Origin of the sequence: Sphingopyxis sp., assembly GCF_035998905.1 — a bacterium.
GTDB lineage: Bacteria > Pseudomonadota > Alphaproteobacteria > Sphingomonadales > Sphingomonadaceae > Sphingopyxis.
The window spans coordinates 93338-111251 of sequence record NZ_DASYHG010000025.1; the positions used below are offsets into that span (position 1 = coordinate 93338).

Sequence of the window (17914 nt, forward strand, 5' to 3'; positions counted from 1 at the left end):
TTGCTCTCAAAGTTTTTCGCTGCGAAGTTCGGCGATATTGCTCATCAATTGACCGCGAATGGCGCGTTCAAATTCGGTTTCCGCGCTTTTTCGCATCTGCGCTTCATCCATATTGTTGGCGCGGGCATATTCCTGAATCTCCGGCTGTTCTTTCGCCTCGGCCAAGAACGCTTCAAACGCCTGATCTCGATTTTCGCCACAGGAAGAAAGCGCTGCCTCAATCGCCTTGCGGGCAGACGGTTCATCGACAATTTCCCGCTCAGAGTAGGAACGGTCGATCTTATTCGCGGCGCAAGAATAATAAGCGAAAAACGCTGGATTTTCATTGCCCTCGCTGCCGCAGGAAACAACCGCAAGAACGAGAGGCAGAAGGAACAATCTTTTCACCCCACGCTCCCCTCAAGGCTGATCCCCAGCAGTTTCTGCGCCTCGACGGCAAATTCCATCGGAAGCTGCTGCAGCACTTCCTTCGCGAACCCATTCACGATCAGCGCCACCGCCTCTTCCTGTCCCAGCCCGCGCTGCATCGCGTAGAAGAGCTGGTCGTCGCTGATCTTGCTCGTCGTCGCTTCATGCTCGACCGTCGCGGTCGGGTTGCGGACCTCGATATAGGGGACGGTGTGCGCGCCGCAGGTGCTGCCCAAAAGCAGGCTGTCGCACTGGGTGAAGTTGCGCACGCCCTCGGCATTCGGCGCGACGCGCACGATGCCGCGATAGGTGTTGTTCGATTTGCCCGCGCTGATCCCCTTCGAAACGATGGTCGAGCGCGTGCGCTTGCCATTGTGGATCATCTTGGTGCCGGTGTCGGCCTGCTGGTAATTGTTGGTGACCGCGACCGAGTAGAATTCGCCGACGCTGTCGTCGCCGTTGAGCACGCAGCTCGGATATTTCCACGTGATCGCGGAGCCGGTTTCGACCTGCGTCCACGACACCTTGCTGCGCTTGCCCTGGCACAGCGCGCGCTTGGTCACGAAATTATAGATGCCGCCCAGACCCTCGGCGTTGCCGGGGTACCAGTTCTGGACGGTCGAATATTTGATCTCGGCATCGTCCAAGGCGACGAGTTCGACCACCGCGGCGTGGAGCTGGTTCTCGTCGCGCATCGGCGCGGTGCAGCCTTCGAGATAGCTGACGTACGCGCCCTTGTCGGCGATGATCAACGTGCGTTCGAACTGCCCCGTATTCTCGGCATTGATGCGGAAATAGGTCGACAGCTCCATCGGGCAGCGCACACCCTCGGGCACATAGACGAACGTCCCGTCCGAAAAGACTGCGCAGTTCAATGTCGCGAAATAATTGTCGTGCATCGGCACGACCTTGCCGAGCCACTTCTTCACCAGCTCGGGATATTCGCGGATCGCTTCGGAGATCGAGAGGAAGATCACGCCCGCGCGTTTCAGTTCCTCGCGGAAGGTCGTCGCGACGCTGACGCTGTCGAACACCGCATCGACCGCGACCTTGCGCGCGCCCTCGACGCCGGCGAGCACCTTCTGCTCCTCGATCGGGATGCCGAGCTTCTTGTAGACCTCGAGAATCTCGGGATCGACCTCGTCGAGGCTCGAAAGCTTCGGCTTCGCCTTGGGCGCGGCGTAATAGTAGGCGTCCTGATAGTCGATCGGCGGCACGTTGAGCTTCGCCCAGTCGGGCGTCTCCATCGTCTGCCAGTGGCGGAACGCCTTCAGCCGCCAGTCGAGCATCCATTCGGGCTCGTTCTTCTTGGCCGAAATGAAGCGGACCGTATCCTCGGTCAGCCCTTTGGGCGCGAAGTCGGTCTCGATCGCCGAGGACCAGCCATGCTCGTAATCGGCGACTTTGGCGGCGGCATCGTGCGCGGCCTGGTCCTTGACGGGGAGTTCGGTGTTGTCGGTCATAATCTGATCTCGTCGCCGGCAAGCGCCGGAATCGGGAGGGGAGTTTTCGGTGCGACGGACAGGCTCGCAAGGCTGATGTCCGCCAGCGCGCCGCGTACCGCGCCGTTCACGACGCCCCAGTGCGGCTGCACCTTGCAACTGCCCTCGAGCGAGCAATCATGGCGCCCTTCGGCGACACAGGCGGTGAGCGCGATCGGTCCTTCGACCGCTTCGATGATCTCGGCGACATTGATCGCCGCCGCGGGCCGCGCGAGCCGCACGCCACCGCCGGTACCGCGCGACGCGACGAGCAGTCCGGCGCGCGCAAGCTGGCTTACCAGCTTCTGCGCGGTCGGCCCCGGGATGCCCGTCTGCTCGGCCAGCATGCCGGCGTGAATCGGCACCGACCCGCACTGGCGGGCGGCGGCGCTCATCAGCACCACGGCATAGTCGGCAAGATTGGACAGGCGCATGTTCTTTTCCGTCGCAGTTGCGAACGATTCTTAACTGGAGTAAATTACTCCACTTACATAGGCGCGCGGTCCCGCGAGCGCAAGCAATCGCGGATATGCGCGATGATAGAAAAGCTGCGCCAAAAAAAAGGCACCCATCCGGCCGAAGCCAAATGAGTGCCAAGATGAAGGTCTCAAGTCCTCGTCAGAGGATGAGCTCTTCTGGGTCGCAACGGGGGATTATGCCCGCGCGACGATTCGCGATTGGATGAAAACGCCAAAACGACGCGGCCTGCGCTTTTGATGGTTAACCCGCGTCAGGTCTCGGACACGAGCGGGCTGACCTTGCCCGCGAGTTGTTTGCGGCCCCTCGTCGTCGCTTCGGTATAGCTGGTCGGCTTGCCGAGCTGGCCAGGGGTCGCGCCGGCGAAGCGCTTGATCTCGCGGATCAGGTGCGACTGGTCGTAGAATGCATCGCCGAGCTGTGCGGCGTCGAGCCCTTCGCCGCGTGCGAGCGCCGACGCGGCGCGGACCGCGCGATATTTGCGCGCGAGCATCCGCGGCGATAGGCCATAATAATGCTTCGTCATCCGCTCGACCGAGCGGATCGACATGCCCGTCGCCTCGACCAGCTCGGGAACCTGCGGCGAAGGCGATTCGGTGAGCCAGCCATCGACGGTGCGGATGAACCACATCGGTGCGGTCTCGCCCCGCGTCAGCACCTCGCGCGCGAAATTATTGCCGATCACCAGCTTTTCCTCGACACTTGTCGCGGTTTCCAGCGTGGTCGCAACCTCATCGATCCAGGGGCCGAACAGGTCGGCGGCATCCATCGCGCGGTCGGTCAGCTTGTCGGCATCGTCGCCCATCAGCGCCGCCCAGCCCGCGGGCAGCATGCCGAATCCGAACATCTGGGTCGGGCAATTGCTGATCGCGCGCACGCGCCCGCTCGTTGGGCCGACGATATTGGCCTTGCAGACATGGGAGCTGTGGTCGTCGGCAAAGATATATTCGCCGTCGGCCGCCGTCACAAAGCGGAATTGCGGGCGGTCGGCGCGCTCATATTCGTCGAAACGCGGCATGTTGATGCGCGCGAAATAGAAACTCGACACCATTTCCGCCAGATCGGGGTCCGGCGGGAAATAGTGCAGTTCGAACGGCGCGCTGCCGTCCACGCCCCCAGGCGAGGAAGAAATATCCGACATGAAGACCCAGACCTTTGGCAACCGTGATCCGGCTGCCTTATTTTCTGGGTCAAATCATTTGCGTTTCGCGCCCGCGCGTCAAGCCGCAATCGTCAATTTGCTTAACCTTTCTGGGCCGCGATCCACCCATCGACGCGCCGTTCGAGGACGTCGAGCGGCACCGGTCCCGATTCGAGCACGACGTCGTGGAAGGTGCGGAAATCGAACTTGTCGCCGAGCGCCGCCTGCGCCCGGCCGCGCAACTCCATGATCTTGAGCTTGCCGATGAGGTAAGCCGTCGCCTGTCCCGGATAGACGATATAACGCTCGATCGCTTTCTCGATGTCGCCGTCGGGGTTGGGCGTATTGTCCTTCAGATATTTGATCGCCTGTTCGCGGGTCCAGCGTTTGTCGTGGATGCCGGTGTCGACGACGAGGCGGCACGCACGCCACAGCTCCATGCCGAGCCGCCCGAAATCGCTGTAGGGATCGGTGTAGAATCCCATGTCCTTGCCGAGTTCCTCGGTATAGAGGCCCCAGCCTTCGGTGTAGGCGGTGAAGCCGCCGAAGCGGCGGAAGGGTGGCAGGCCGGTGAGCTCGGTCTGCACCGCGCGCTGGAGATGATGCCCCGGAACGCCCTCGTGATAGGCGAGCGCTTCGAGTTCGGTCTTCGACATGTCCTTGAGGTCGTAGAGGTTCACATAATAGGTGCCCGGCCGCGACCCGTCGGGTGACGGCGACTGGTAGAAGGCCTTGCCCGCCGATTTCTCGCGGAACGCTTCGACCGCCTTCACCTGCAGATGCGCTTTCGGCAGCGTGTTAAAGAAAGCGGGAAGGCGCGCCTCCATCGCCTTCACCTTGACGTCGACCTCGGCCAGATAGGCCTCGCGGGTCGTGTAATAATATTGCGGGCTGGTACGCAGGTGCGCGAAGAATTGCTGGAGCGTGCCCTTGAAGCCGACCTTCGCCATGATCGCCTTCATCTCGCCATGGATGCGCGCGACCTCGGACAGGCCGAGGTCATGGATCTGCGCCGCGGTCATGTCGGTCGTCGTGTAGTTGGCGAGCAGCGCCTCATAATAGGCCTTGCCGTCGGGCAGGCGCCAGACGCCGTCCTGGGTCGGGGCGATCGCCTGCTGGCGCTTCATCTCGGTCAGCAGGCGGCCATAGGCGGGGCCGGCGCTTTCGTTCCACGCCGCCCTCGCGGCCGCGATCAGCCGCGCCTTTTCGGCGGCGTCGATGTCGAGCTTGCCGACCTTTGCCGCGATGTCCTCGACCACCGCATTATCAGGCTTCTGCAGGTTGCCGATGTCGGAAATCAAATAGGCATAGACCCATTTCGGCGGCTGGACGCCTTTCGCCGCGCGTTCGGCCGACTGCGCCGACAGCGCGTCGAGCACGGGGCCGAGGCCGCGGATGCGCGACACATAGGCTTCGGCCTCGGCGACGTTTGCGACGCGGTGGATGTTGATCAGGAAGGCGGGAAGCTGGCTCTGCGCGCCGTTCATCTGGTCGAAGACATAGCCATGGCTGCGATAGGGGAACAGGCGGTCGGCGCGCGCGGCCTGCGCGTTGAACAGTTCGAACGACAGCGCATCGTCGGCGGACATCGTCTTGGGATCGAAGCTGCCGCGCATCGCCTCGGCCGTCGCCTGTTGCAGCTTGTGCGACGCGACCGCGGCTTCGTCGCTGACGTCGTTCCACTTGCCATAATCGGCATCGCGAATGCCGCGATAGGCCTTGCCTTGCGGGGTGAGCGAAAGCTGCGCCGCGTCATAATTGTCGAAGAATTGCGCGAGGTTCGCACCCGCGGGCGCGGCATCGGAAACGGGCGCCGGTGCGGCGACGGCGGGTGCTTCCTGCACTGCGGACGGCGCACAGCCCGCCACGGCGAACAGCGCGAGGCCGGTGGACAAGCGAGCGATAATCTTGAGGTGCGACACGAATTTCTCCCGGTTTTTCCGATGTGCAGGGGACTTGCCATAGCGTCACCGTGCGCGCAATGGCGGGGCCATGTCGCTCTTCGCCTCGCTCACCGATAGCGCCTATGCGCTCGTCCGCCCGATCGTCCACGCCACCGATGGCGAGGCGGCGCACAATCTCACGCTCGGCGCGCTGCAACCGCTGCCGCGTGCGCGGCACGCGCTGACCAGCCCCGCGCTCGCGACCGAGCTTGCGGGATTGAGATTCCCGAACCCCGTCGGCCTCGCGCCGGGTTTCGACAAGGATGCGCGCGTCGCGCACGTCATGCCGCATTTCGGTTTCGGCTTTGTCGAGGTGGGCACGCTCACGCCGCTGCCGCAGGAAGGCAATCCGCGCCCGCGCCTGTTCCGCCTCGTCGAGGATCGCGCGGTGATCAACCGCATGGGCTTCAACAACGGCGGGCAGGAAAAGGCGGCCGAGCGAATCCGGTGCCTCCGCCGCTATGGGCTGCCGGTGCCGCTCGGGATCAACATCGGGGCGAACAAGGACAGCGCCGACCGCATTGCCGATTATGCGAAGGGCACCGCGGCGATGGCGCCGCTCGCCGACTATTTGACGGTCAATATCAGCTCGCCCAACACGCCTGGGCTGCGCGCTCTGCAGGACAAGGGCGCGCTCGAAGCCTTGCTCGACGGCGTCGCCGCGGCGCAGCCCGCAGGGTCCGCGAAGCCGGTGTTCCTCAAAGTCGCACCCGATCTCGAGCCCGCCGATATCGACGATATCGTTGCGGTCGCGTTCGACAAGGGGCTCGCCGCGGTGATCGTGTCGAACACGACGATCGTACGCCCCGCGCTCGCTTCACGTCATGCGGAGGAGGCGGGCGGGCTTTCGGGCGCGCCGCTCGCCGGACTGGCGCTGCAGCGGGTCAGGGATTTCCGCAGCGCGAGTGGAGGAAAGCTGGCGCTGGTCGCGGCGGGGGGCATCGCCTCGCCCGAACAGGCGTGGGAACGCATCCGTGCGGGAGCCAGCCTGATCCAGATCTATTCGGCGATGGTCTATGAAGGCCCCGGCCTCGCCGCCCGGATCGCGCATGGCCTCGAAAAGCTTGCGACGCGTGACGGTTTTGCGCGTGTGTCGGACGCGGTGGGGACGGAATAAGCGGTTCGCCTCGCTCGCGCACGCGGAGGGGAACAAGGGTTGCGTTGACCCCAACCCCACGCCAATGTCGCGCGCATGTTGAAAAGATTCCTCCCGCTCGCCGCCCTCCTTTCCGTTACCGTCAGCGCCCCCGTGCTCGCGCAGGGCGTGACCTCGTCCGCCGATCCGCGCGCGACCGAGGCGGGGCGCGAGATTCTGCATCAGGGTGGCACCGCCGCCGACGCCGCCATCGCGATGGTTGCGGTGCTGACGCTCGTCGAACCGCAGTCGAGCGGTATCGGCGGCGGCGGCTTCATGACCCATCACAATGCCAAGGATGGCAGCATCTCGACGATCGACGGACGCGAAATGGCGCCCGCGGCGGCGAAACCCGAACGCTTCCTCGGCCCCGACGGCAAGGCGCGCGGCTATATGGACGTCATTCCGGGCGGGCTGTCGGTTGGCGTTCCCGGCAATGTGCGGCTGATGGAAATGGCGCACAAGAAATGGGGCAAGCTCGAATGGAAGGCGCTGTTCCAGCCCGCGATCAAGCTTGCCGAAGAAGGCTTCATCGTCACCCCCGCGCTCAACACCTGGCTCGTCCAGTTCGAGCCGATGTGGAAGGAATTTCCCGCGCCGCAGGCGATCTATTACGTTGATGGCAAGCCCGCGCCGGTGGGCACGCGGATCAAGAATCCCGCTTATGCCAAGCTGCTCCGCGAGATTGCGGCGCGCGGTCCCGACGCCTTCTACACCGGCGCCAATGCCAAGGCGATCAGCGATGCGGTCGCCAAGGCGCCGCGCCATCCAAGCCAGCTGACCGTCAAGGATATCGCCGCCTACAAGGCGAAGGAGCGCCCCGCGGTCTGCACCACCTATCGCATCTACAAGGTGTGCGGCATGGGTCCGCCTTCGTCGGGCGCGACCACCGTCTTCGGCATCCTCGGCATGATCGAGGGCTGGGACATGAAGACGATGGGCAAGGACAATCCGATGAGCTGGCATTTGCTCGCGGAAGCGATGCAGCTCTCCTACGCCGACCGCGCCGCTTATCTGGGCGACGGCGATTTCGTCGACGTCCCGGTGAAGGGCCTGCTCGACAAGAGCTATCTCGCCGAGCGCCGCCAGCTCATCTCGCCCTATGGCGCCGCCGGAAAATATGAACCCGGCACCCCGCCGGGCGCGAAGCCGCGCGCGGCCGCGCCGCCGGTCGAGGAGCAGGGGACGACGCATTTCGTGACCGTCGACAAGGACGGCAATCTCGTGTCGATGACCTCGACGATCGAAAGCATCTTCGGCAGCCAGCTGATGGCGAACGGCTATTTCCTCAACAACGAGCTCACCGATTTCGATCTCGCGCCGACCGAGGGCGGGGTGCCGACCGCGAACCGGGTCGAAGCGGGCAAGCGTCCGCTCTCCTCGATGTCGCCAACGGTCGTCTACGGCCCCGACGGCAAGGTCGTGCTCGCGGTCGGCTCGGCGGGCGGCAAGCGCATCATCATGCACGTGACCAAGGTGCTCGTCGGCGTGCTCGACTGGGGACTCGACGCGAAGCAGGCGATGGAGCTGCCGAACCTTTTCTTCGGGAAGGACGGCGTGCTGATCGAGAATAATGACGCGGGCAAGGCGATCGCCGCGAAGATGAAACCGTTCGGTTACAGCTTCACCGCGACCAGCCTCGGGTCAAAGCTCAACGCGGTCGAGCACACGACGGCCGGCTGGCGCGGCGCTGCCGATCCGCGCGGCCCCGGCAGCTCGTCGATCGACGGCGCGCCGGCGCAGAATTAATCAACGATAACAAAACAGAAGCAATGAAATCTCCCTGGAGAGAGGCAGAATGAAGCTTGCAAATCCCCATCTCGACCATTTTCCGAGTCTGGTCGCGATGTTCTTCGACCGTGCGGGGCGCGGCGGCGAAGATCCCTTCCTGTGGCGCAAGGCCGATCGCGCCTGGCACCCGCTGAGCTGGCGGCAGGTCGCCAACCAGGTGGCGGCGCTCGCGCATCATCTGCGCGAACTGGGCCTCAAGGACGGCGACCGGGTGGTGCTCGTCAGCGAGAACCGGCCCGAATGGTGCATCGCCGACCTAGGCATCATGGCCGCGGGCTGCATCACCGTCCCGACCTATACGACCAACACCGAACGCGACCACCAGCATATCCTCGACAACAGCGGCGCGAAGGCGGTGATCGTCTCGACCGCAAAGCTCGCGCGCACGCTGATGCCTGCGGTGATGCGCTCCGAAGCGCACATCGTCATCAGCATGGAAAGCCTGCGCGTCGGCCAACAGGGCGAAGTCTCGATCCACGACTGGGACCCGCTCGTCGCGGGCGGAGAGGCGTGGGTAGAAGAGACGAAGGCGCGCGGGCTCGGGGTGAAACGCGAAGATACTGCCTGCCTCATCTACACCAGCGGCACCGGCGGCGCGCCGCGCGGGGTGATGCAGCATCACGGCGCGATCCTGCACAATGCCGCAGGCGCGGCCGAAGTGCTCGTCAATGATTTCGGCATCGGCGACGAAGAGGTGTTCCTCTCCTTCCTGCCGCTGAGCCATGCCTATGAACATTCGGGCGGCCAGTTCCTGCCGATCATGGTCGGCGCGCAAATCTACTATAGCGAAGGCCTCGAAAAGCTCGTCTCGAACATCGAGGAGACGCGCCCGACGATCATGGTCGTCGTGCCGCGCCTGTTCGAGGTGATCCGCGCGCGGATGATCAAGTCCGTCGAGAAGCAGGGCAAGCTCGCCAACTGGATGCTCAATCAGGCGCTGCGCGTCGGCGAAAAGGATTATGAGCGGCGGATGGGCATCCTCGACCGCCCCGTCGACCTGATCCTCGACAAATTGTTCCGCCCGAAGATCGGCAAGCGCTTCGGCGGCCGGATGAAGGCGCTGGTGTCGGGCGGCGCGCCGCTCAATCCCGAAATCGGCGTCTTCTTTCACTCGATCGGACTGACCCTGCTGCAAGGCTATGGCCAGACCGAAGCCGGCCCGGTGATCAGCTGCAACCGTCCGAGTGCCGGGATCAAGATGGACACCGTCGGCCCGCCGCTGATGAACACCGAGGTCCGCATCGCCGACGACGGCGAAATCCTCGTCCGCGGCGAACTGGTGATGAAGGGCTATTGGCGCAACAAGGCCGAAACCGAGCGTGTGCTCGTGGACGGATGGCTCCACACCGGCGACATCGGGCATATCGACGACAAGGGCCGCATCGTCATCACCGACCGCAAGAAGGATCTGATCGTCAACGACAAGGGCGACAATGTGTCGCCGCAGCGCGTCGAGGGCATGCTGACGCTCCAGCCCGAGATTTTGCAGGCGATGGTCTATGGCGACAAGCGGCCGCACCTTGTCGGCATCCTTGTGCCCGATCCCGAATGGATGGCCGAATGGGCCGAGGCCGAAGGGCTGCCCAAGGACCTCAAGCTGCTCCGCGAGCATGAGAAGTTCCGCGCCGCACTGCGCGCTGCGGTCGACCGGGTCAACGGCCAGCTTTCGGTAATCGAAAAGGTCCGCAAGTTCGACTTCGCGGACGAGCCCTTCACGATCGAGAATGAGCAGATGACGCCGTCGATGAAAATCCGCCGCCATATCCTGCGGCAGGTCTACGAAGACAAGATCGCGGCCCTTTACAGGGCGTGATCATCAGAGCAGGCGGGGGTGCGACCCGAAGAGCTCGGCGCAAACCGGACCCCGCCTGCGACTGAACCCGTGGCTCAGCCTTTGTCCCCCGCCGGTTTGCGATAGGGGACGAATTCACCGAAAACGCATGTCGGTCCGCGAATGCCGCTCGACCGGTCCACGAGGTGGAAGAAATCGCCGGCGCAGGTCGACGACCCGAACTGGCGGACGACCATGATGTCGCTGTCGCGCGCAAGGCCCGGGCAGCTGCTCCTCAGGTCGTTGCGGTAAACGAGGTTACCGCCCGACCGGTACAGCAGGATATTGTCCGACACGCGGATCGTGTCGCTGCTGCGATAATTGGGCAGGCATTTGACCGGCTCGCCGGGGACCTTGCCCGCGAGCTGCTTGTCGAGCTGTTCGGCCTGTTTCGGGGTCAGCGCCGCCGCGCCGGGCTCACCCGATCCGGCGGGCGCGCAGCCGGCGACCAGCGGCACGGCCGCGGTCAACAGCGCGGCGGCCATCAGGTTCAGCTTCGCCATGAAAATGCTCCTTGTGATCGGCCAATATGGCCGGGACAGATGAATGGGCGCTGAAGCGGCATTATGCCGCATCCTTGAGTGCGCGGATACGGCCGAGTTCGGCGGCATTCGGCGCACGCAAAAAGGGGTTGGTCGCGCGCTCTTCGCCGATGCTCGTCGGCACCGTCGCCTCGCCCGCGGCGCGTGCGGACTCGACCGCGGCCAGCCGCTCGGCGAGCGCGACATTGTCGGGCTCAACCTTCACCGCAAAGCGCGCGTTCGACAGCGTATATTCGTGTGCGCAATAGACGCGCGTCGCGTCGTCGAGCGTGCCGAGTTTCTGCATATTCGCGAACATCTGTTCGGCGGTGCCCTCGAACAGGCGGCCACAACCCATCGCGAACATCGTGTCGCCGACGAAGATCGCGGCGTCGCGCGCGAAATGATAGGCGATGTGGCCTGCAGTGTGCGCGGGGACGTCCCAGACGTCGGCGACATGGTTGCCGAGCTTGACCTTGTCGCCGCCCTTCACCTGCACATCGAGCGTCGGGATGCGCGCATATTCCGCAGCGGGGCCGGTGATCGTGCACCCTGTCGCTTCCTTGATCGCCGCGTTGCCCCCGGTGTGGTCGGGGTGCCAGTGGGTGTTCCAGATATCGGTGATCGTCCAGCCGCGTGCCGCAGCGGCTTCGAGAACGGGCTCGGCAACCGCGGGGTCGACGACCATCGTCGCCTTGCTTTCGGGGTCATGGACCAGCCAGACATAATTGTCGCTGAGAACGGGAATACGGACGATGTCCAGCGCAGCCATGATATCTCCTTTCCAGCGTCTCGCCCCTTCAAGACGGAGCGGAGGCGCCGGGGCCTTGGTCCGCCTGCTCAGCTCAGAAGGGCGTCATAACCCTGGGCGTTGAACTCGATCAGGCAGAATCCATTGCCGAACGGGTCGGCGAACATCGCCTGTCTGCCATAGGCGAGATCCAATGTCTCGCCCTCCTGCACCGCGCCCGCGGCGACGGCTCTGGCGATCGCTGCATCGAGGCCGGTGACCGAAAAGTCGGGATGCACCGGCGTCCAGTGGCGGTTGTACCGGCGAAAGTCGCCGCCACCGGGGCCGATCGCCGACCCCGCTGGCTTGCGGATCAGATAGATGGGAACGTCGCTGCCGAGCAGTTCGACGATATCGTCGTCGAAGCGGCGCCCGGCGGTCAGGCCCAGCGCCGCAGTGTAAAAATGCTCAGCCTTGGCAAGGTCGGGCACGTCGATATTGATCAACAGGCCCGGCATCGCACGGCTCCTACCAGGCGCCCGTGTTGGGCATCGAGGCCCAGGGTTCCTGCGGCGGCAGATGGCCTTCCTGGAGCAGTTCGACCGAAATGCCGTCGGGGGAGCGCACGAAAGCCATATGGCCGTCGCGCGGCGGGCGGTTGATCGTCACCCCGGCGTCCATCAGCCGCTGGCACGTCGCATAGATATCGTCGACGCGGTACGCAAGATGCCCGAAATTGCGCCCGCCCGTATATTCCTCGGGCGCGCTGCCGTCGGCGGGGGGCCAGTTATAGGTCAGCTCGACCTCGGCGACGTCGCCTTGCCCGGGGGCGGCGAGGAAGATGAGGGTGAAGCGTCCCTGCTCGCTGTCGAAGCGGCGCGTTTCTTCGAGCCCGATCAGCTTGAAGAATTCGACCGTGGCATCGGGATCCGACACGCGGATCATCGTGTGAAGATATTTGATCATCCGCTTATATTAGGCGCGAAGGGCGCGTCCTTCAAACGCTTCGAACAGGAATAGGAATTCGTCCGGCACCGGCGCCGGTGCGCCCTGCGCCTCGGCGACATGGACGTTGATGAGCTGCCCGCTGGCGCGCAGGTCGTCTTTACCGGCGCCGTGCAGTTCGAACAGGAAGGTCATCGAGCTTTTGCCGACGCGCGCGGCTCGCACGCAAATGTCGATCTCTTCGTCGAGCAGGATCGGGACCTTATAGTCGACCTCGGCGCGTGCGACGTGGAATTCGGGGCTGCTGTTGGCTGGCCATTGCTCATAAACGCCCGCGGCGCGCCAATATTCGGTGATCCCGATGTCGAAATATTCGAGGTAGCGGCTGTTGAACACCACGGCCTGGGCATCGATCTCGGCATAACGGACGCGCTTCTTGACGCTGAATTTGAAATCGCTGCGAGCCATGATGTTCCTCTAATTTGTCGCGAGCCGCGCGACGGGGTCCAATTTGTCGCGATACGCGCGACGGTGTCTAATTTGTCGCGATACGCGCGACGGTGTCGATCAGCAGCGCGATGTCGGTATCGCGCGACAGGCGGTGGTCGCCGCCCTTCACCAGCGTCACCTGTACGTCCGTGCTGGCAAGTGCCGCCGACAGGCGCAGGCTGATCTCGGACGGCACGTCGCCATCCTCTTCGCCGTGGAGCAGGCGGACGGGACAGGTGATGGGGATTTCGCTTGCCAGCAGCCGGTTCGCCTCGCCCGACTGAAAGAAGCCCCGCGTCGTCAAATAGGGCTGGTCGCTGTACGGCGTTTCCTCGATCAGCGCGCCCTCGGCGAAGATGATCGCCTTCTCGGCGTCGCTGAACCCCCAGTCGGTGAAATCGGGCGCTGCCGCGATGCCGACCAGCCCGGCGACGCGGGCGGAGCCGTCGCGCTGCACGAGTGCCAAGGCGGTGAGTAGCATCAGCCAGCCGCCCATCGACGATCCGACGATGACGACGGGGCCCTCGGCCTTCGCATCGATCAGGTCGAGCACGTCGCCACGCCAGTCGAGGAGGGTCTGGTCGGCGAACAGCCCGTCCGACAGCCCGCATCCGGCATAGTCGAGCAGCAGGCACGCATGACCCTCGGCCACCGCCCAGTCGAACAGCGCGGTCGCCTTGCCCCCCGCCATGTCGGACATGTAACCGGGCAGGAAGACGATCGTCGGACCGGTGCCCGGCGTATAGCGAAAGGCGAGCCGCGGGCGGCCCGGACGGTCGAGATAATCGGGGGCAGCGTCCACCGGGATCAGATGACCCAGTCGATCGTGCTCATCTGCATCACGGCCTGCCCTTTGGCGCGCCGCTTTTCGACCATGATGTGGTTCAGCCGCTGGATCGTGTCGCTGCCCGTGGTGATGCACCAGCCGGGAACGACCGCGTGGACGAGCGCGCACAGACCGCCATAGATCATCGTGACGCCGAATTTCGACGCGACTCCGAAATGCTCGATGTAATTTTCATCGACGCTCTTCGGATGGTCGACGAACAGGCGCTTGAACATGGGGACGGCTCCTTTCCGGCTGCCGCCGCCCTAGCGGGGCGCGGGCGGGGGGGCAAGGTTGCCGGTCAGCTTCGCAGGAAAATCTCTTCGATCCGCATGTCGAAAAGGTCGGCAATGCGAAAGGCGAGGGGGAGCGAGGGGTCGTATTTTCCGGTCTCGATCGCGTTGACCGACTGGCGCGACACCTCGAGTCGCTCGGCGAGATCCTGCTGGCTCCAGTCGCGTTCGGCGCGCAGGACTTTCAGGCGGTTCTTCATGTCCGGTCGGCACGCCGTTCGGCCGACGCCACTAACATCTGGCCCAGTCCCAGGCCGATTGCCCAGACCGGTACCACCCACCATGCGGGCACATGCGGGGCGACGCCGAACGTTTCCAGAAAGCCCCACAGCGTTCCGGCCAGAAGGACGAGTGCGAGGCCGATCAGGGCGGCGCTCGTCTGGCGATAGCGCAGATATTCATCCTCTTCCTCGACGACATAACGCGCCAGCACCCACACGAAGAAGAGCATCGGTGCCGATGGCAGCACGGCGATCCCCCATAGCAGCGCGCCTTGCGGGTGGAGGTAGTTGCGAACGGTCATAGCTATACCCAGGCACAGGACATAGCCGAGGGACCAGATCAACATGCGGCGATTATATCGCCGCGTCGCCGGCGACAGCGCGCCTGCAGCGGCTTGCCGATTGTTCGCCGCCTTCGTCAGCGGAAAGAGAAACAGCGTTGCCGCTGCGACAAAGGGTAGCGAACGCCAGCCGCCCAGAAAGCCGCGATGCTCGGCATAGGCGATCGCGCACAACGCTACCGCGAAGGCGGCCGCCCACAAGCCCGGCTGGCGACCCGCAAAGCCGGCTTCAACTTTTGCAGCCTTTTCGGACATGTCAAACTTCCTTATCTGAAAGACAAGGGAGTTTTACATCGCATTCTGCAGAAAGGTCAAGTTTCATTTACATAATGACAAGGGTGCTGTTTTAGCTAAGCTATCGGACGGCTCGGCCAGCCGATGCGGACGAGCGTTTCGTCGGGATCGGAGAGCGCGAATTCATACATGCCCCATGGCTTGTGCGTCGCTGCCTTCACCGGGCCGAGGATCGCGTCGCGCACGCGCCCGGCCAGTTCGTCGACCCGTTCGCTGTAGAGATAGAGGCCAAAGGGATTCTGGTCGCGTTTGGGCCAGGTCGGACCCGATTCATTGGTCAGGTGAAGCTGCCATCCCTTGCCGTCTTCGAGCAGGCGGTACGTGCCATAGTCGCTGACGACCGACAGGCCGAGCTGTTCGTAAAAGGCGGTACTGGCTTCAAGGTCGCTGCACGGCAGGATTGCGGCGATGTGATGGCGCGGGGTGTCGGTCATGCCGGCAGCTTATGCCCGCCGCCGCGGTGACGCCAGCGCCAGTTGACGAGATGCGCGGCGGCAAGCGTCAGCGCGCCTATCGAAGTCAGCAAGCGGTCGGCGGCTTCGGGATCGGCGGCGGCGATCCACCCCTCGTGCGCCGACAGGCCCAGGGCGAGGAAGCCCAGCCCGATGGTCGCGAGCGCTGCGGGCGCGATCCGCCGATGCTGTCTCCACCCATCGCGCATCGCGATCGCCGCTGCGGGCAAGGCCAGCAGCAATATCGCCGCATGAACGCCCTCGGGCAGCGCGATCCATCGGCTCAGCGCGGGGGCGAGCAGGAGGACGAGCGGCAGCGCGAGGCAGTGGAGCAGGCAGGTAAAGGATAGGGCAAGCCCCGTCAGGTCGGCAAGGCGCGGGCGCGCGGCGGGGAGGCACATGATCTGTCTTTCGCGGGAGGGGTTCGCACGCCAGATAATGATACATTATCTCATTGCAAGTCCTGTTGTGAATCCGCCCCTTGCCGCCCATATCGCATGCTGGCAAAGGGGCGCCGCACTTTTGCGCAAGAAAGGCCAGTTTTTCGATGTCCCAGATGATCCGTGTCACCCTTCCCGATGGCTCTGCCCGTGAAGTCGTGCGCGGCACTACCGCGGCGCAGATCGCGGCCGACATCGGACCGGGCCTTGCGAAGGCTGCGCTCGCCGCAAAGATCGACGGCGAGCTGCGCGATATCATGCGCCCGCTCGAGGAAGACACGAACCTCGCGCTGGTGACGAGCCGCGACGAGGCCGACGCGCTCGAACTCTTCCGCCACGACTATGCCCATGTCCTTGCCGAGGCGGTGCAGAACCTGTTTCCGGGCACCCAGATCACCTTCGGCCCCTCGACGAACGACGGCTTCTATTACGACTTCGCGCCGACCGCCGAGCATGGCCCGTTCCGCGACGACGAACTGCCGCTGATCGAGGAAGAGATGCGCAAGATCATCGCCGCCGACCTCCCCCTCACGAGGGAAGTGTGGGAGCGCGACAAGCTGATCGCCAAATGGGCCGCCGAGGGCGAGACCTTCAAGGCCGAATGGGCCGCCGAACTGCCGCAGGGCGAGGAACTCACCGTCTATCGTTCGGGTGAGGGCTGGATGGATATGTGCCGCGGTCCGCACCTTGCTTCGACCGGCAAGCTCGACCCCGCCGCGTTCAAGCTGACGCGCGTGTCGGGCGCCTATTGGCGCGGCGACCAGAAGAATGCGCAGCTTTCGCGCATCTACGGCACCGGCTGGCTCAACAAGAAGCAGCTCAATGAGCATCTCGTCCGGCTCGAAGAGGCCGCCAAGCGCGACCATCGCAAGATCGGGCGCGAAATGGACCTGTTCCATTTGCAGGAAGAGGCGCATGGTAGCGTCTTCTGGCATCCCAAGGGCTACCGCATCTATCGCGAGCTCGAGGCCTATATGCGCCGCGCGATCGACGGCTCGGGCTATCAGGAGGTCAAGACCCCGCAGGTGATGGACGCGCGCCAGTGGGAACAATCGGGCCACTGGGGCAAATATCGCGAGAATATGTTCGTGATCCCCGACGAGGTGCCGAATATCGAGGACGAAGGTCCGATCGTCTCCGACGGCGCCGAGTGGATGGCGCTGAAGCCGATGAACTGCCCCGCGCACGTCCTGATCTTCCGTCAGGGGATGAAAAGCTATCGCGACCTGCCGCTGCGCATGGCCGAAATGGGCTGCTGCCACCGCAACGAACCGCACGGTGCGCTCCACGGCATCATGCGCGTGCGCCAGTTCACGCAGGACGACGGCCATATCTTCTGCCGCGAGGACCAGATCGTCGAGGAAGTACGCGATTTTTGCGCGCTGCTCGACCGCGTCTACAAGCAGCTCGGCTTCGAAAAATATGCGGTGAAGCTCGCGCTGCGCCCCGACATGCGTTTCGGCACCGACGAAATGTGGGACAAGGCCGAGCAGGAACTTCGCGAAGCGGTCGAACGCGCGGGCATGGCGAACGACGATTATGGCTGGGAAGAACTGCCGGGCGAGGGGGCTTTCTACGCGCCCAAGCTCGAATTCCACCTGACCGATGCGATCGGCCGCACCTGGCAGTGCGGGACGATCCAGTCCGACCGCGTGATGCCCGAACGCCTCGATGCGAGCTATATCGGCGAGGATGGCGAGCGGCACCGGCCGGTGATGCTCCACCGCGCGATTCTCGGCACCTATGAGCGTTTCATCGGCATATTGATCGAGCATTTCGCCGGCCGTTTCCCGACCTGGCTCGCGCCGGTGCAGGCGGTCGTCGCCACCATCGTCAGCGATGCCGACGATTATGCGAAGGACGCGGCGGGGCAGCTCGTCGCCGCAGGCATCCGCGCCGAAAGCGACGTTCGCAACGAAAAGATCAACTACAAGGTCCGCGAACACAGCCTCGCAAAAGTTCCGTACCTGCTCGTCGTCGGCAATCGCGAAGCCGAGGAGGGCACCGTTGCGATCCGCACGCTCGGGCAGGACAGCCAGCGCATCATGCCGCTCGCCGAAGCGATCGCGATGCTCAAGGGTGAGGCGACCCCGCCCGATCTGCGCAGTTGATCGCGGCGGAGAAGCGTCGCCCGCGCCGATGGGGCCGCTGGCTG

Annotated in this window: 20 protein-coding genes; 4 read left to right on the forward strand and 16 right to left on the reverse strand. The window is 64.2% G+C overall.

Annotated elements, in window-relative coordinates; translation table 11 throughout:
• Positions 1-6: 6 nt before the first annotated feature.
• The 5 genes from VGN62_RS14860 to VGN62_RS14880 form a co-directional block, all read right to left on the reverse strand.
• On the reverse strand, positions 7-387 hold the full coding sequence (locus VGN62_RS14860; RefSeq protein WP_327455232.1) for a hypothetical protein: 381 nt from the start codon (positions 385-387) through the stop codon (positions 7-9).
• Positions 384-1871 (reverse strand): Fe-S cluster assembly protein SufB, encoded by a 1488-nt coding sequence (gene sufB, locus VGN62_RS14865; RefSeq protein ID WP_327455234.1) that lies wholly within the window; start codon positions 1869-1871, stop codon positions 384-386. Before sufB ends, VGN62_RS14860 begins: the two co-directional genes overlap by 4 nt.
• Positions 1868-2323: an SUF system Fe-S cluster assembly regulator gene (locus VGN62_RS14870; RefSeq protein ID WP_327455236.1), complete on the reverse strand. Its 456-nt coding sequence runs from the start codon at positions 2321-2323 to the stop codon at positions 1868-1870. Before VGN62_RS14870 ends, sufB begins: the two co-directional genes overlap by 4 nt.
• Before the next feature lie 296 nt (positions 2324-2619).
• Positions 2620-3507 carry a helix-turn-helix domain-containing protein gene (locus tag VGN62_RS14875; RefSeq protein ID WP_327455237.1) on the reverse strand — a complete coding sequence of 296 codons (888 nt, stop codon included), beginning with the start codon at positions 3505-3507 and terminating at the stop codon, positions 2620-2622.
• A 101-nt stretch (positions 3508-3608) separates the two neighbouring features.
• Positions 3609-5429, reverse strand: coding sequence for a DUF885 domain-containing protein (locus VGN62_RS14880; RefSeq protein WP_327455239.1), 1821 nt, complete (start codon positions 5427-5429; stop codon positions 3609-3611).
• A gap of 70 nt (positions 5430-5499) precedes the next feature.
• Between VGN62_RS14880 and VGN62_RS14885 the strand changes: the two genes are divergently transcribed.
• The 3 genes from VGN62_RS14885 to VGN62_RS14895 all read left to right on the forward strand — a co-directional run bounded on the left by VGN62_RS14885 (position 5500) and on the right by VGN62_RS14895 (position 10189).
• The gene (locus VGN62_RS14885; RefSeq protein WP_327455241.1) at positions 5500-6567 is read left to right on the forward strand and encodes a quinone-dependent dihydroorotate dehydrogenase; all 1068 of its coding nucleotides are present in this window, start codon (positions 5500-5502) and stop codon (positions 6565-6567) included.
• Between the two features lie 75 nt (positions 6568-6642).
• On the forward strand, positions 6643-8334 hold the full coding sequence (gene ggt / locus VGN62_RS14890; RefSeq protein WP_327455243.1) for a gamma-glutamyltransferase: 1692 nt from the start codon (positions 6643-6645) through the stop codon (positions 8332-8334).
• A gap of 49 nt (positions 8335-8383) precedes the next feature.
• Complete coding sequence (locus VGN62_RS14895) at positions 8384-10189, forward strand: AMP-dependent synthetase/ligase (protein WP_327455245.1); 1806 nt, start codon at positions 8384-8386, stop codon at positions 10187-10189.
• Positions 10190-10263: 74 nt separating this feature from the next.
• On the opposite strand, the gene VGN62_RS14900 is transcribed toward VGN62_RS14895, so the two are convergent.
• The 11 genes from VGN62_RS14900 to VGN62_RS14950 form a co-directional block, all read right to left on the reverse strand.
• Positions 10264-10710 carry a hypothetical protein gene (locus VGN62_RS14900; RefSeq protein ID WP_327455247.1) on the reverse strand — a complete coding sequence of 149 codons (447 nt, stop codon included), beginning with the start codon at positions 10708-10710 and terminating at the stop codon, positions 10264-10266.
• Positions 10711-10771: 61 nt separating this feature from the next.
• Positions 10772-11500, reverse strand: coding sequence for a hydroxyacylglutathione hydrolase (gene gloB, locus VGN62_RS14905; protein ID WP_327455249.1), 729 nt, complete (start codon positions 11498-11500; stop codon positions 10772-10774).
• A 68-nt stretch (positions 11501-11568) separates the two neighbouring features.
• Positions 11569-11976: a VOC family protein gene (locus VGN62_RS14910; RefSeq protein WP_327455251.1), complete on the reverse strand. Its 408-nt coding sequence runs from the start codon at positions 11974-11976 to the stop codon at positions 11569-11571.
• A 10-nt stretch (positions 11977-11986) separates the two neighbouring features.
• On the reverse strand, positions 11987-12424 hold the full coding sequence (locus VGN62_RS14915) for a VOC family protein (protein WP_327455253.1): 438 nt from the start codon (positions 12422-12424) through the stop codon (positions 11987-11989).
• 9 nt (positions 12425-12433) lie between these two features.
• Positions 12434-12871 carry a thioesterase family protein gene (locus VGN62_RS14920; RefSeq protein WP_327455255.1) on the reverse strand — a complete coding sequence of 146 codons (438 nt, stop codon included), beginning with the start codon at positions 12869-12871 and terminating at the stop codon, positions 12434-12436.
• 67 nt (positions 12872-12938) lie between these two features.
• A complete protein-coding gene (locus tag VGN62_RS14925; protein WP_327455608.1) occupies positions 12939-13703 on the reverse strand; it encodes an alpha/beta hydrolase in 765 nt (254 codons plus the stop codon).
• Positions 13700-13954 carry a DUF6356 family protein gene (locus tag VGN62_RS14930; RefSeq protein WP_037511175.1) on the reverse strand — a complete coding sequence of 85 codons (255 nt, stop codon included), beginning with the start codon at positions 13952-13954 and terminating at the stop codon, positions 13700-13702. The genes VGN62_RS14925 and VGN62_RS14930 overlap by 4 nt, the downstream gene beginning before the upstream one ends.
• A gap of 65 nt (positions 13955-14019) precedes the next feature.
• The gene (locus tag VGN62_RS14935; protein WP_327455257.1) at positions 14020-14211 is read right to left on the reverse strand and encodes a helix-turn-helix transcriptional regulator; all 192 of its coding nucleotides are present in this window, start codon (positions 14209-14211) and stop codon (positions 14020-14022) included.
• Positions 14208-14828: a hypothetical protein gene (locus tag VGN62_RS14940; RefSeq protein ID WP_327455259.1), complete on the reverse strand. Its 621-nt coding sequence runs from the start codon at positions 14826-14828 to the stop codon at positions 14208-14210. The genes VGN62_RS14935 and VGN62_RS14940 overlap by 4 nt, the downstream gene beginning before the upstream one ends.
• A gap of 95 nt (positions 14829-14923) precedes the next feature.
• Positions 14924-15301 (reverse strand): VOC family protein, encoded by a 378-nt coding sequence (locus VGN62_RS14945; RefSeq protein WP_327455261.1) that lies wholly within the window; start codon positions 15299-15301, stop codon positions 14924-14926.
• A complete protein-coding gene (locus VGN62_RS14950) occupies positions 15298-15720 on the reverse strand; it encodes a MerC domain-containing protein (RefSeq protein ID WP_327455262.1) in 423 nt (140 codons plus the stop codon). Before VGN62_RS14950 ends, VGN62_RS14945 begins: the two co-directional genes overlap by 4 nt.
• Before the next feature lie 146 nt (positions 15721-15866).
• On the opposite strand from VGN62_RS14950, the gene thrS reads away from it, so the two are divergent.
• A complete protein-coding gene (gene thrS / locus VGN62_RS14955) occupies positions 15867-17870 on the forward strand; it encodes a threonine--tRNA ligase (RefSeq protein WP_327455264.1) in 2004 nt (667 codons plus the stop codon).
• Positions 17871-17914: the final 44 nt, after the last annotated feature.

Coding starts and splice junctions, on each gene's coding strand:
- gloB (WP_327455249.1), bottom strand. CDS start 11,500: ATGGCTGCGCTGGACATCGTCCGTATTCCCGTTCTCAGCGACAATTAT.
- VGN62_RS14900 (WP_327455247.1), bottom strand. CDS start 10,710: ATGGCGAAGCTGAACCTGATGGCCGCCGCGCTGTTGACCGCGGCCGTG.
- VGN62_RS14875 (WP_327455237.1), bottom strand. CDS start 3,507: ATGTCGGATATTTCTTCCTCGCCTGGGGGCGTGGACGGCAGCGCGCCG.
- VGN62_RS14940 (WP_327455259.1), bottom strand. CDS start 14,828: ATGTCCGAAAAGGCTGCAAAAGTTGAAGCCGGCTTTGCGGGTCGCCAG.
- sufB (WP_327455234.1), bottom strand. CDS start 1,871: ATGACCGACAACACCGAACTCCCCGTCAAGGACCAGGCCGCGCACGAT.
- VGN62_RS14935 (WP_327455257.1), bottom strand. CDS start 14,211: ATGAAGAACCGCCTGAAAGTCCTGCGCGCCGAACGCGACTGGAGCCAG.
- VGN62_RS14950 (WP_327455262.1), bottom strand. CDS start 15,720: ATGTGCCTCCCCGCCGCGCGCCCGCGCCTTGCCGACCTGACGGGGCTT.
- VGN62_RS14945 (WP_327455261.1), bottom strand. CDS start 15,301: ATGACCGACACCCCGCGCCATCACATCGCCGCAATCCTGCCGTGCAGC.
- ggt (WP_327455243.1), top strand. CDS start 6,643: ATGTTGAAAAGATTCCTCCCGCTCGCCGCCCTCCTTTCCGTTACCGTC.
- VGN62_RS14920 (WP_327455255.1), bottom strand. CDS start 12,871: ATGGCTCGCAGCGATTTCAAATTCAGCGTCAAGAAGCGCGTCCGTTAT.
- VGN62_RS14895 (WP_327455245.1), top strand. CDS start 8,384: ATGAAGCTTGCAAATCCCCATCTCGACCATTTTCCGAGTCTGGTCGCG.
- VGN62_RS14885 (WP_327455241.1), top strand. CDS start 5,500: ATGTCGCTCTTCGCCTCGCTCACCGATAGCGCCTATGCGCTCGTCCGC.
- VGN62_RS14930 (WP_037511175.1), bottom strand. CDS start 13,954: ATGTTCAAGCGCCTGTTCGTCGACCATCCGAAGAGCGTCGATGAAAAT.
- VGN62_RS14915 (WP_327455253.1), bottom strand. CDS start 12,424: ATGATCAAATATCTTCACACGATGATCCGCGTGTCGGATCCCGATGCC.
- thrS (WP_327455264.1), top strand. CDS start 15,867: ATGTCCCAGATGATCCGTGTCACCCTTCCCGATGGCTCTGCCCGTGAA.
- VGN62_RS14910 (WP_327455251.1), bottom strand. CDS start 11,976: ATGCCGGGCCTGTTGATCAATATCGACGTGCCCGACCTTGCCAAGGCT.
- VGN62_RS14870 (WP_327455236.1), bottom strand. CDS start 2,323: ATGCGCCTGTCCAATCTTGCCGACTATGCCGTGGTGCTGATGAGCGCC.